Raw genomic sequence first — 12,707 nt, forward strand, 5'->3', positions numbered from 1 at the left:
GGCGGAATCAGTGGTGAAGGATCTTCGAAAGGAAGTCCTTGGCCCGATCGCTGCGGGGGTGGCTGAAGAACTGCTCCGGCTCCGCCTGTTCGACGATGCGGCCGTCGGCCATGAAGACCACGCGGTTCGCGGCCGAGCGCGCGAAACCCATCTCGTGGGTGACCACGATCATCGTCATGCCCTCGCGGGCCAGCTGCTGCATGACCTCCAGGACCTCGTTGATCATCTCGGGGTCCAGGGCCGAGGTCGGCTCGTCGAAGAGCATCACCTTCGGGTCCATCGCCAGGGCGCGGGCGATGGCGACCCGCTGCTGCTGACCGCCGGACAGCTGCGCGGGGTACTTGTCGGCCTGGGTGCCCACGCCGACCCGGTCGAGCAGGGCGCGGGCCTTCTCCTCGGCCTGCTTGCGGTCCGCCTTGCGGACCTTGACCTGTCCCAGCATCACGTTCTCGAGCACGGTCTTGTGCGCGAAGAGGTTGAAGGACTGGAACACCATCCCGACATCCGCCCGCAGCCGGGCGAGGGCCTTGCCCTCCTGGGGCAGCGGCTTGCCGTCGATGGTGATCGTGCCGGAGTCGGTCGTCTCCAGGCGGTTGATGGTGCGGCACAGCGTCGACTTGCCGGACCCGGAGGGCCCGATGACCACGACGACCTCGCCGCGGGCGATCGTCAGGTCGATGTCCTGGAGCACGTGCAACGCGCCGAAGTGCTTGTTGACGCTCTTCAGGACGACCAGCTCGTCACTGGCGGCCGCGTCCTCCTTGGCCACCGATACTTCGGTCATCGCTCTCGGGCTCCGTCCCACTCGGTTTCCGGTGGACAGTAGTGAGGCGCGGCGACCAGCGTCATCACATCTGAGGTGAATCTGAGCATCACGATCCGATAGCAATCGGACACGTGTCGTAGCACTTGCCCTCAGTGTGAATATCGGCCGGATAACGGAAGTGGCGGGCAACCCGAACGCTCTTGACGCCGTCCTCATCCATCGGCATCACTGCCATGGTGCACGCGTGCGTGCACCGCGTGACAACCGCACGCGACCCATGACCGTACGCACAACGAACCGGAGGGGGCCGGGATGAGACTGCTGCTCGTCGAGGACGACGACCACGTCGCCGCAGCCTTGTCCGCCGTCCTCACCCGGCACGGCTTCCACATCACCCACGCGCGCAGCGGCGAGGAGGCCCTGCAGGCGCTGGTCCCCGACAGCGAGTGCTTCGGCGTGGTCCTGCTCGACCTGGGCCTGCCCGACCAGGACGGATACGAGGTCTGCGGCAAGATCCGCAAGCTCACCGCCACCCCGGTCATCATGGTCACCGCCCGCTCCGACGTGCGCTCCCGCATCCACGGGCTCAACCTCGGAGCCGACGACTACGTCGTCAAGCCGTACGACACCGGCGAGCTGCTCGCCCGCATCCACGCCGTCAGCCGCCGCACCGTCCAGGAGGAACCCGCGACCGGCGCCGAGAGCGCCGCCCTGCTCCTTGGTCCGGTCCGCATCGAACTGCCCACCCGCCAGGTCAGCGTCGGCGGCGCGGTCGTCCAGCTCACCCGCAAGGAGTTCGACCTGCTCGCCCTGCTCGCGCAGCGCCCCGGCGTGGTGTTCCGGCGGGAGCAGATCATCAGCGAGGTCTGGCGCACCAGTTGGGAAGGCACCGGCCGCACGCTGGAGGTCCATGTGGCCTCCCTGCGCTCCAAGCTCCGGCTGCCCGCGCTCATCGAGACCGTACGCGGCGTCGGCTACCGGCTCGTCGCCCCGGCCGGATAGCGGGCAGGGGTGCGCACCCGGCTGCTGCCGCTGCTCATCGTCCTGATGGCGGCCGTCCTGCTCTCCCTCGGGGTGCCGCTCGCCGTCAGCCTGGCCGCGGCCGAGCAGCAGAAGGTGGTCGTCGACCGCATCGACGACACCGCGCGCTTCGCCGCGCTCGCCCAGTTCGTCACCGACGCGCCCCGGGGAGCCCGCGCCACCGTGCCCGACGAGCGCCTGGAGACGCTCCAGCGCGAACTGGACAGCTACTACGACGTCTACGGCATCCGGGCCGGCGTCTTCTACCGCAGCCGTACGGCCATGGGCAGCGCCCCGGCCCACTGGCGGATACCGCGGGCGGGCGAGCTCGGCGCCGCCTTCGACGAGTCGCTGCTCAGCCGCCGCAGCCACGACCCCGGTCAGGCGTGGCCATGGCAGCACAGCCGGCTGGTCGTGGCCTCACCGGTCATCCGGGACGGTGACGTCGTGGCCGTCGTGGTCACCGACTCGCCCACCGACCAGATGCGGGCGCGCACCCTGCGCGGCTGGCTGCTCATCGGGGCCGGGGAGGTCGCCGCGATGCTCCTCGCCGTCGGGGCCGCGCTGCGCCTGACCGGCTGGGTGCTCCGGCCCGTACGGGTCCTGGACGCCACCACCCACGACATCGCCACCGGACGCCTGAAGTCCCGCGTCGCGGCCGCCGGAGGGCCGCCCGAACTCCGGCGCCTGGCCCACTCGTTCAACGAGATGGCGGACAACGTCGAGGACGTCCTGGAGCAGCAGCGCGCCTTCGTCGCCGACGCCTCCCACCAACTGCGCAACCCGCTCGCGGCCCTGCTGCTGCGCATCGAACTCCTCGCCCTCGAACTCCCCGAGGACAACGAGGAGATCGCCTCCGTGCGCACCGAGGGCAAGCGGCTCGCCCAGGTCCTCGACGACCTGCTCGACCTGGCGCTCGCCGAGCACGCCGACGCCGACCTCCGGCTGACCGACATCGGCGCGCTCGCCGACGAGCGGGTCGAGGCGTGGACCCCGACCGCCCGCGCCAAGGGGGTCCGGCTGACCGGCGACTGCCCGCCCACCACCGCCTGGACCGACCCGATCGCCCTGTCCAGCGCACTGGACGCGGTGATCGACAACGCTGTGAAGTTCACCCCCGAGGGAGGCGAGGTACGGGTCACCGTCTCCTCGCGCGGCGACTTCTCGACCGTCGTCGTCACCGACACCGGGCCCGGCCTCACCGAGGACGAACTGGCGCGCGTGGGCGACCGCTTCTGGCGCAGCGGCCGGCACCAGAACGTCAAGGGCTCGGGCCTCGGCCTGTCCATCAGCCGCGCCCTGCTCTCGGCGGCGGGCGGCGGCATCGGCTACGGGCACCACGAGCCGGGCGGCCTGCGGGTGACGGTCACGGTGGCGCGGAATCCCTGAGCTGTGGCGCGGAGTCCTTGAGCGGCCGGAGCGCCGCCGCCGTCTCGCACAGGCCCGCACCCCGGTTCGTCAGGGTTTGACGGACCGGTAGTAGCGCTTGGCCCCCTCGTGCAGGGCCAGCGGGTCGGTGTAGATGGCGGTGCGCAGATCGACGAGCTGGGCGGAGTGCACGCGCTCCCCGATGCGGTCACGGCTCTTGATGACCGTACGGGTCACCCACTCGGTGAGCCGGGGGTCCATGTCCTTGCGGGTCACCAGCAGGTTGGACACCGCGATCGTGGCCACCGTGGCGCCCCGCTGCACCGAGGGGTACGCCGACTCCGGCATGTTGGTCGTCCGGTAGTAGCGCGCCGCCTCCCCCTCGCTGTGCAGCTTGCCGACCAGCCTGCCGTCGATGGGCACGAACCGGAACGCCCACGTCTTCGCGAGCCCCGACAGTCCCTTCGTCGGCAGACCGCCCGACCAGAAGAAGGCGTCCACCGTGCCGTTCCGCAGCAGATCCGGACCGTTGTCTATCCCGACCGACATCGGGGTGATGTCCTTGTGCGGGTCGATGCCGGCGGAGCGCAGCACCCGTTCGGCTATCAGCTGGACCCCGGAGTCCTTGAGCCCGGTGGCCACCCGCTTGTGCCGCAGGTCCGCCACGCTGGTGATCCTGGAGTCGCGCGCCACGACCAGCTGGACGTAGTCGTCGTAGAGCCGGGCCACCCCGCGCAGCCGGTCCGCCTTCTCCGGGTTCTTCAGCTCGTACGACTGCACCGCGTCGGCCGCCGCGATGGTGAAGTCCGCCTCGCCGTCCGCTACCCGGCGGACGTTCTCCTGCGAACCGGCGCTGGGCCTCAGCTCCACCTCCAGCCCGGGCATGTCCTTGGCCAGGGCGCTGCGCAGCTGCTCCCCGTACTCCTCGTACACCCCCCGGGCGGTGCCCGTGCTGAAGACGACCTTGCCGGTGGGCGGGGTGTCGCCCAGGGGCAGCAGCCACCACGCCAGGAGCCCGAGGAACACGACCCCGACGGCCGTGCCCCACAGGACGGGCCGCCGGCCGGACACGGGGAACGTTGTGGACATGCGGGCGATCCTGCCAGCCCGGACGGCGGCCTGCCAGAGCCTTCGGCGCACCTGTGGACAACTCCCCGGGACCGGCCGCGAGGGCCTGTGGACAACTTCGGGGGCTGTCGGTGGCGGCGGCTAGAGTCGCCCGCATGAGCACTTCTCCCGCCCGCCTCGTCCGCGAGTTCCACCGCGCCTTCGGCCTCGACGCCCGCGAGACCCCCACCGAGGTCTCCCCGCAACTGGCCGCGCACCGCGGGGAACTGCTCGCGGAGGAGGCCGCCGAGGTCGCGGAGGTCGCCGTCGAGGGCCCCCTGGACCACCTCGCGCAGGAACTGGCGGACGTGGTCTACGTGGCCTACGGCACGGCACTGGTCCACGGCATCGACCTCGACGAGGTGATCGCCGAGATCCACCGCGCCAACATGAGCAAGCTCGGCCCCGGCGGCGAGATCCTCCGCCGCGAGGACGGCAAGGTCCTCAAGGGCGACCACTACCGCGCCCCGGACGTCTCGGCGGTGCTGCGCCGCCAGGGCTGGACAACCCGGAGCGCCTGACCCGGGCCCGCGCCGATACTGCGATGGCGGCCCCCGGGGAGCGCCTACCCTTGATGCATGACCAGCAGCAGCGACCGGAGCCCCGTGGTGGACGTTCAATCATCGAAGACGTATGAAATCCGCACCTACGGGTGCCAGATGAACGTCCACGACTCCGAGCGGCTGTCCGGCCTGCTCGAGGACGCCGGGTACGTGCGCGCGCCCGAGGGGGCGGACGGCGATGCCGACGTGGTCGTCTTCAACACCTGCGCGGTCCGTGAGAACGCCGACAACCGGCTCTACGGCAACCTCGGCCGGCTCGCGCCGAGGAAGGCGTCGCGGCCCGGGATGCAGATCGCGGTCGGCGGCTGCCTCGCGCAGAAGGACCGCGACACCATCGTGAAGCGGGCGCCGTGGGTCGACGTCGTCTTCGGCACGCACAACATCGGCAAGCTGCCCGTGCTGCTTGAGCGCGCCCGCGTCCAGGAGGAGGCGCAGGTCGAGATCGCGGAGTCGCTGGAGGCGTTCCCCTCCACGCTGCCCACCCGGCGCGAGAGCGCGTACGCGGCCTGGGTGTCGATCTCCGTCGGCTGCAACAACACCTGCACCTTCTGCATCGTCCCCGCGCTGCGCGGCAAGGAGAAGGACCGCAGGACCGGCGACATCCTCGCCGAGATCGAGGCGCTGGTCGGCGAGGGCGTCTCCGAGATCACGCTCCTCGGCCAGAACGTCAACGCCTACGGCTCCGACATCGGCGACCGCGAGGCGTTCAGCAAGCTCCTGCGCGCCTGCGGGAACGTCGAGGGCCTGGAGCGCGTCCGCTTCACCTCCCCGCACCCCCGCGACTTCACCGACGACGTGATCGCCGCCATGGCCGAGACACCGAACGTGATGCCGCAGCTGCACATGCCGCTCCAGTCCGGCTCGGACACGGTGCTCAAGGCCATGCGCCGCTCCTACCGCCAGGAGCGCTACCTCGGGATCATCGAGAAGGTCCGCGCGGCCATCCCGCACGCCGCCATCACCACCGACATCATCGTGGGCTTCCCCGGCGAGACCGAGGAGGACTTCGAGGAGACGCTGCACGTCGTGCGCGAGGCCCGCTTCACGCAGGCGTTCACCTTCCAGTACTCCAAGCGGCCCGGCACCCCGGCCGCGACCATGGAGAACCAGATCCCCAAGGAGGTCGTGCAGGCGCGCTACGAGCGCCTCGTCGCCCTCCAGGAGGAGATCTCCTGGGAGGAGAACAAGAAGCAGGTCGGCCGCACCCTGGAGCTCATGGTCGCGGAGGGCGAGGGCCGCAAGGACGGCGCCACCCACCGGCTGTCCGGCCGGGCCGCCGACAACCGCCTGGTCCACTTCACCAAGCCGGACGAGGAGGTCCGCCCCGGCGACATGGTCACCGTCGAGGTCACCTACGCCGCCCCGCACCACCTGCTCGCCGAGGGCCCCGTCCTCGCCGTGCGCCGCACCCGCGCGGGCGACGCCTGGGAGAAGCGCAACGCCGCCAAGGTCGTCGAGCAGCCCGGCGTGATGCTCGGCCTGCCCAGGATCGGGGTCCCCGAGCCGCTCCCGGTCGCGACGAGCGGCTGCGGCTGCGACTGACCCGGACGCGACACCCCGGGCACCCGAGGTGCCCCTGCCGACGCGAAGTGGCCCCGGCCCGGAGGACATCCCCGGACCGGGGCCACCGGCACACCCCCGGCCAGGACGGATTCGCCGCCGTCCGGGGTTACTCTGCCGATCATGCTTGTCGCAGCCGCCGTCTGCCCCTGCCCGCCCCTGCTCGTCCCCGAGGTCGCCTCGGGTGCCGCGCCCGAACTGGACGCCGCGCGCGCCGCCTGCGCGGACGCGCTGGGCGTCCTCGCCGCCGCGCGCCCGGACCGGCTGATGATCGTCGGCCCCGACGAGCGCGGCGGCCTCTACGCGCAGGGGGTGCCGGGTTCCTTCCGGGGCTTCGGCGTCGACCTGGCCGTACGGCTCGGCCCGGCCACGGACGCCGGAGCCGACGGCCCCGAACTGCCGTACTCGCTGGCCGTGGCCGCGTGGCTGCTGGAGCGCTGCGGCTGGGCCGAGTTCCCGGTCGAGGGCGTCGGTGTCCAGGACACGCTCACGCCCGAGCGGTGTGCCGCGCTGGGCCGTGTGATCGGCGCCGAGGACGGGCGGACGGCCCTGCTGGTGATGGGCGACGGCAGCGCCTGCCGCACCGTCAAGGCACCCGGCTATCTCGACGAGCGCGCCGCCCCCTTCGACGCGGAGGCCGCCCGCGCCCTCGCCACGGCCGACCCGGCGGCCCTCGCCGCACTGGACGCCGGGCTGGCCCGCGAGCTGAAGGCGTCCGGCCGCGCCCCCTGGCAGGTCCTCGCCGGAGCGGCCGACGGCGCGGACCTCGGCGGCACCCTGCTGTACGACGACGCCCCCTACGGCGTCGGGTACCTGGTCGCCTCCTGGAGCTAGTACCGGGGCATCAGGCCTTCGGCGGCGTCTGGGCACCCCCGTCGCCGGGCTTCGGGTCGTCCTGGTGGGCGAGCCGCTCCACGGCCTCCTTGGCCTTGTCCGTACCGGTGTGGATCTTGTCGCTGTACTTGCCCCTGGTCCGCTCGTCGACGAGGTGGGCGGCCTTGTCGATCCCGTCCTGGACCTTGTCGCCGTGCTCGCGGGCGAGGTCCGCCGCCTTCTCCTTGGCCGTGTCGAGACCGGCCTTCACGTTGTCGAACAGACCCATGGTCCACCTTCCGGAAACGCCCCATTGCGCGTGATGCGCCCTGCTTGCGCGGGAACGTCTACCCGCGTGCACCGCGTGTCACACCCCGCATCCGCTCCGGTTCCGTGTCCTGCCGGCCGCCTTCGAAATGTCACTCGTTGGAGACCGGGCCCCGGGGTTTGCGAAACTGGTGCGGTGAGCAGTGCACCCCGCGCCCCCCGTGTCATCGCCGTCGTCGGACCCACCGCGGCCGGAAAGTCCGATCTCGGCGTCTTCCTGGCCCAGCGGCTGGGCGGCGAGGTCATCAACGCCGACTCCATGCAGCTCTACCGGGGCATGGACATCGGCACCGCCAAGCTGACGCATGAGGAGCGCGGCGGCGTACCGCACCACCTCATGGATATCTGGGACGTGACGGTCGCCGCCTCCGTCGCCGAGTACCAGAAACTCGCCCGCGCCCGCATCGACGCGCTGCTCGCCGAGGGCCGCTGGCCGATCCTGGTCGGTGGCTCCGGGCTCTATGTGCGCGGCGCGATCGACAACCTGGAGTTCCCCGGCACCGACCCCGAGGTCAGGGCCCGTCTGGAGGAGGAGCTGACCCTGCGCGGCCCCGGCGCCCTGCACGCGCGGCTCGCCGTCGCCGACCCCGATGCGGCCCGCGCCATCCTTCCCGGCAACGGCCGCCGCATCGTCCGCGCCCTCGAAGTGATCGAGATCACCGGCAAGCCCTTCACCGCCAACCTCCCCGGCCACGACTCGGTCTACGACACCGTCCAGATTGGCGTCGACGTCGCCCGCCCCGAACTCGACGAGCGCATCGCGCGCCGCGTCGACGTCATGTGGGAGGCCGGACTCGTGGACGAGGTGCGCGCCCTGGAGGCCCAGGGGCTGCGCGAGGGCCGTACGGCGTCCCGCGCACTCGGCTACCAGCAACTTCTGACCGCGCTGGCCGGGGAGTGCACCGAGGACGAGGCGCGCGCCGAGACCGTGCGCGCCACCAAGCGCTTCGCACGCCGTCAGGACACCTGGTTCCGCCGCGATCCCCGGGTGCGGTGGCTGAGCGGGGCGGCGGCGGACCGGGGGGAACTTCCTGAGCGGGCGCTCACGTTGGTCGAACGACCGGTTACAGCCTGATCACGTCATGGCATCGGGATGCGCCGCCGGTCAACGCGGCCTTCGGCGCCGTGCCATCATCGAGCTTCGATCGACCAGTGGAAGTCCTAGTTGGGAGGGCGCGTGGCGATGGAGGCCGGCCCTCGTGACACCGCACCAGGCACCGAGCACGTCACCACCGACGGTGACGAGCCGGACCGGGGCGAGGACCGTCTGACCGACGACGGACCCGAGGACGTGGCGGGCGGCGTGACCGCCGACGGACCCACGCCCGAGGAGATGTACGAGAGCGGTCCGGAGGTCGAGGTCGAGCTGCGTCCGCAGCGGCGGCTGCGCATCTGGCAGCTCGCGCCCATCGTGAGCCTGGCCGCGGTCGGCTCCCTGATGTTCGCCTTCCCGCTCGCCTTCGACTTCGGCGACAGCGGCGCGGTGATCGCCATGCTGGGCCTGCTGATCTGCTCCTGCGCGGCCGGCTGGGGCATGATGGCCGCCCGCCGGGTCGGCTACACCTGGCCCGGCCTGCCCGCGCGCGGCTCCGGCCGCCGCCCGGACTGGCGGGTCGTGCTCGCCTACGCGCTCGTGGTCGCCGTCGTCGCCGTGCTCGCCGTGTGGCGGGTGGCCCGGCTGCGCTGAGCGCGCCTTTCCGCGGGCGCGCGGCGCGCTGTCCACAGGGTTCGGCGGCTCGGTGGCGCGTTGTCCACAGGGCGGCGGCCCGCACAACGGCCTCGCGCGTGACGCCGTACGATCGAATCCATGAGCACGCGGATCGCCTTCCTCAAGGGTCACGGCACCGAGAACGACTTCGTGATCGTTCCGGACCCCGAGAACGCCCTCGACCTGTCCCCGGCCGCCGTCGCCGCCCTGTGCGACCGCCGCGCCGGCATCGGCGGTGACGGGGTGCTGCACGTGGTGCGGTCCGCCGCCCACCCCGAGGCCAAGGACATGGCCGGCGAGGCCGAGTGGTTCATGGACTACCGCAACAGCGACGGTTCGATCGCGGAGATGTGCGGCAACGGCGTCCGTGTGTTCGCGCGCTACCTCCAGCACGCCGGACATGTGGGCGAAGGTGACCTCGCGATCGCCACGCGCGGCGGGGTCAAGCGCGTCCACATCGACAAGGCCGCCTCCCTCGGCACCCAGGGCGACATCACCGTCGGCATGGGCCGCGCGAGCCTCCCCGAGGGCGAGGTCACGGTGACCGTCGGCGAGCGCAGCTGGCCCGCGCGGAACGTGAACATGGGCAACCCGCACGCCGTCGCCTTCGTGGCCGACCTGGACCACGCGGGCAACCTGTACGGCGCGCCGCCCGTGAGCCCCGCCGGTGCCTACCCCGACGGCGTCAACGTCGAGTTCGTGGCCGACCGGGCCCCCCGGCACGTCGCGATGCGCGTGCACGAGCGCGGCTCCGGCGAGACCCGCTCCTGCGGCACCGGCGCCTGTGCCGTCGCCGTGGCCACCGCCCGCCGCGACGGAGCCGACCCGGCCGTGACCGGCCTCCCGGCCACGTACACCGTCGACGTGCCCGGCGGCCGCCTGGTCATCACCGAACGGCCCGACGGCGAGATCGAGATGACGGGCCCCGCCGTGATCGTCGCCGAGGGCGAGATCGACGCCGTATGGCTGGCGAACCAGCTCGGCTGAGCAGGCCCGAACACAGCCCCGGCGACGTGGGACGCCGGGGCGGGAACGGTCGCGCGCCCGGCCCGGTTCGAAACCGCGGACGACTTCAGGCCAGGTGGCGCAAACTTCAAACCTCGTTTTCGTCGCTCGATTGGGTGATCCGTTTCACGCTCGGCGGGAGGCGGTCAATCGCGCCTGCCGGGCTCGGTAGCATCAAGCACCGGCACGGACGGGGGAACGTCGCCACCCCTGAGCCGCGTACGCCCTGCAGCCCCGTCCACCGGTCCACGAGCCGGAGGTACCCATGAGTGCGGAGGCCACGAACCCTGCGACCGCCGGCCCGGTAGCGCCCACAGCGCCCACCGTGGCCCGCAGGAAGTCCCGGCCCCGGATCGACCTGCGCCGCCTCGGCCGGGCCGCGCTGCTGGGCCCCGCCACCCGGGGCAGGCTCCCCGCCGCCATCGGGCACGTGGCCGAGGCCCACCGCGCCCACCACCCCGACGCCGACCTCGGTCCGCTGCGCCGCGCCTATCTGCTCGCGGAGTCCTCGCACCGCGGCCAGATGCGCAAGAGCGGCGAGCCGTACATCACGCATCCCCTCGCCGTCACCCTGATCCTGGCCCAACTCGGCGCCGAGACGACCACATTGGTCGCCTCCCTGCTCCACGACACCGTCGAGGACACCGAGGTGACGCTGGACCAGGTGCGGGAACAGTTCGGGGAGGAGGTCCGTTATCTGGTCGACGGCGTCACCAAGCTGGAGAAGGTCGACTACGGAGCCGCCGCCGAACCCGAGACCTTCCGCAAGATGCTCGTCGCCACCGGCAACGACGTGCGCGTGATGTCGATCAAACTCGCCGACCGCCTGCACAACATGCGCACCCTCGGCGTGATGCGCCCCGAGAAACAGGCGCGCATCGCCAAGGTCACCCGTGACGTCCTCATCCCGCTCGCCGAACGTCTCGGTGTGCAGGCCCTCAAGACCGAGCTGGAGGACCTGGTCTTCGCCATCCTCCACCCCGAGGAGTACCGGGCCGTCAGAGAACTCATCGCGGAGAACGCGTCCCGGGCCGACGACCCGCTGGAAGAGGTCGCCGAAGAGGTGCGCGCGGTGCTGCGCGAGGCCGACATCCCCGCCGAAGTCCTCATCCGTCCCCGGCACTTCGTCTCCCTCCACCGCGTCAGCCGCAAACGCGGCGAACTGCGCGGCACCGACTTCGGGCGGCTGCTCGTCCTCGTGAACGAGGACGCCGACTGCTACGGCGTCCTCGGAGAGCTGCACACCTGCATGACGCCGGTCGTCTCGGAGTTCAAGGACTTCATCGCCGTACCCAAGTTCAACCTGTACCAGTCGCTGCACACCGCCGTTGCCCGCGCCGACGGCCAGATCGCCGAAGTCCTCATCCGCACCCACCAGATGCACCGCGCGGCCGAGGCGGGCGTGATCGCGCTCGGCAATCCCTACACGGCGCCCGAGGAACAGTCCGCAGCGGCCGACGGCGAGCGCGTCGACCCCACCCGTCCCGGCTGGCTCTCCCGCCTCCTCGACTGGCAGCGCGCCGCGCCCGACCCCGACACCTTCTGGTCCACCCTGCGCGAGGACCTCGCCCAGGACCGGGAGATCACCGTCGTCCGCCCCGACGGCGGCACCCTGGGCCTGCCCGAGGGCGCCACCTGCGTCGACGCCGCCTACGCGCAGTACGGCGACGACGCCCACGCCTGCATCGGCGCCCGCGTCAACGGCCGACTCGCCCGGCTCAGCACTGTCCTGCACGACGGCGACACCGTGCAGCTCCTCATGGGCCAGGACCCCGCCTCCGAGCCGTCCCGCGAATGGCTGGAGCACGCCCACACCCCGGCCGCGCGCATCGCCATCCAGCGGTGGCTCGCGGCCCATCCCGCCGCCGACGACCAGCCCGCCGAAGCGGAGGCCCCCGCCGACGGCGCCGGTCCGGCCCGCCCCGCCGCCGGTGCTCCCGCTGAGCCCTTCGCGGGCGCCGACGTGATCGTGGACATGCCCGGGGCCGCCGTGCGACTCGCCGGGTGCTGTACGCCCGTGCCGCCCGACGACATCAACGGCTTCGCCGTGCGCGGGGGAGTGGTGACCGTGCACCGGGCCGAGTGCGCGGTGGCCGAGCGCATGCGGGAGCGGGGGCGCACCGAGGTCGGCGTGCGCTGGGGGGACAGCGCCGGATGCCGGGTCACCCTGGTCGCTGAATCGTTCGGCCGCCCGCATCTGCTGGCCGACCTGACCGAGGTGATGGCCCTGGAGGGCGCCGAGATCATCTCCGCGACCGTGGCCCCGCCCACCGAGCAGCGCGTCCACCACAGCTACACCCTCCAACTCCCCGACGCCGCGCACCTCCCGGCCCTGATGCGCGCGATGCGCGACGTGCCGGGGGTGTACGACGTGAGCCGGGCGCAGGGGCCCGCGTCCTGAGCACGGGGCCGCGGGTGCTGTCCGTGGAGCGTGAAGCCGCAGGCGCTGTCCGTGGAGCGTGAGGCCGCA

Annotated in this window: 12 protein-coding genes; 9 read left to right on the forward strand and 3 right to left on the reverse strand. The window is 72.2% G+C overall.

The annotated features are described in order from the left end of the window. Positions 1–7: 7 nt before the first annotated feature. Positions 8–784 (reverse strand): amino acid ABC transporter ATP-binding protein, encoded by a 777-nt coding sequence (locus tag AB0E91_RS30790; protein ID WP_361117363.1) that lies wholly within the window; start codon positions 782–784, stop codon positions 8–10. A 294-nt stretch (positions 785–1,078) separates the two neighbouring features. Here AB0E91_RS30790 and AB0E91_RS30795 point away from each other — a divergent pair, with 294 nt between their 5' ends. Further along, positions 1,079–1,768, forward strand: a complete 690-nt coding sequence (locus AB0E91_RS30795; RefSeq protein WP_361117366.1) for a response regulator transcription factor — start codon at positions 1,079–1,081, stop codon at positions 1,766–1,768. A gap of 9 nt (positions 1,769–1,777) precedes the next feature. Beyond that, positions 1,778–3,175, forward strand: a complete 1,398-nt coding sequence (locus AB0E91_RS30800) for a HAMP domain-containing sensor histidine kinase (RefSeq protein WP_361788598.1) — start codon at positions 1,778–1,780, stop codon at positions 3,173–3,175. Between the two features lie 69 nt (positions 3,176–3,244). On the opposite strand, the gene AB0E91_RS30805 is transcribed toward AB0E91_RS30800, so the two are convergent. Continuing rightward, entirely contained in the window at positions 3,245–4,243 is a 999-nt protein-coding gene (locus AB0E91_RS30805; protein WP_361788600.1) for a TAXI family TRAP transporter solute-binding subunit, read from the reverse strand. Between the two features lie 134 nt (positions 4,244–4,377). Here AB0E91_RS30805 and AB0E91_RS30810 point away from each other — a divergent pair, with 134 nt between their 5' ends. From AB0E91_RS30810 to AB0E91_RS30820, 3 genes are all read left to right on the forward strand, one after another. Then, positions 4,378–4,782: a MazG nucleotide pyrophosphohydrolase domain-containing protein gene (locus AB0E91_RS30810; RefSeq protein ID WP_361788602.1), complete on the forward strand. Its 405-nt coding sequence runs from the start codon at positions 4,378–4,380 to the stop codon at positions 4,780–4,782. A gap of 57 nt (positions 4,783–4,839) precedes the next feature. After that, positions 4,840–6,366 (forward strand): tRNA (N6-isopentenyl adenosine(37)-C2)-methylthiotransferase MiaB, encoded by a 1,527-nt coding sequence (gene miaB, locus AB0E91_RS30815; RefSeq protein WP_361788604.1) that lies wholly within the window; start codon positions 4,840–4,842, stop codon positions 6,364–6,366. A 141-nt stretch (positions 6,367–6,507) separates the two neighbouring features. Continuing rightward, positions 6,508–7,218, forward strand: coding sequence for a class III extradiol dioxygenase subunit B-like domain-containing protein (locus tag AB0E91_RS30820; protein WP_361117381.1), 711 nt, complete (start codon positions 6,508–6,510; stop codon positions 7,216–7,218). A gap of 10 nt (positions 7,219–7,228) precedes the next feature. Here AB0E91_RS30820 and AB0E91_RS30825 read toward each other — a convergent pair whose 3' ends face one another. After that, positions 7,229–7,486 carry an antitoxin gene (locus AB0E91_RS30825; protein WP_361788606.1) on the reverse strand — a complete coding sequence of 86 codons (258 nt, stop codon included), beginning with the start codon at positions 7,484–7,486 and terminating at the stop codon, positions 7,229–7,231. 174 nt (positions 7,487–7,660) lie between these two features. Here AB0E91_RS30825 and miaA point away from each other — a divergent pair, with 174 nt between their 5' ends. The 4 genes from miaA (at position 7,661) to AB0E91_RS30845 (ending at position 12,638) form a co-directional block, all read left to right on the forward strand. Continuing rightward, positions 7,661–8,599 (forward strand): tRNA (adenosine(37)-N6)-dimethylallyltransferase MiaA, encoded by a 939-nt coding sequence (gene miaA / locus AB0E91_RS30830; RefSeq protein ID WP_361788608.1) that lies wholly within the window; start codon positions 7,661–7,663, stop codon positions 8,597–8,599. 108 nt (positions 8,600–8,707) lie between these two features. Next, complete coding sequence (locus AB0E91_RS30835) at positions 8,708–9,211, forward strand: hypothetical protein (RefSeq protein WP_361788634.1); 504 nt, start codon at positions 8,708–8,710, stop codon at positions 9,209–9,211. A gap of 120 nt (positions 9,212–9,331) precedes the next feature. Beyond that, complete coding sequence (gene dapF, locus AB0E91_RS30840) at positions 9,332–10,219, forward strand: diaminopimelate epimerase (RefSeq protein ID WP_361788610.1); 888 nt, start codon at positions 9,332–9,334, stop codon at positions 10,217–10,219. Between the two features lie 283 nt (positions 10,220–10,502). After that, positions 10,503–12,638, forward strand: a complete 2,136-nt coding sequence (locus AB0E91_RS30845) for an HD domain-containing protein (RefSeq protein ID WP_361788612.1) — start codon at positions 10,503–10,505, stop codon at positions 12,636–12,638. Positions 12,639–12,707: the final 69 nt, after the last annotated feature.

This window comes from Streptomyces sp. NPDC026659, from assembly GCF_040638245.1.
GTDB lineage: Bacteria > Actinomycetota > Actinomycetes > Streptomycetales > Streptomycetaceae > Streptomyces.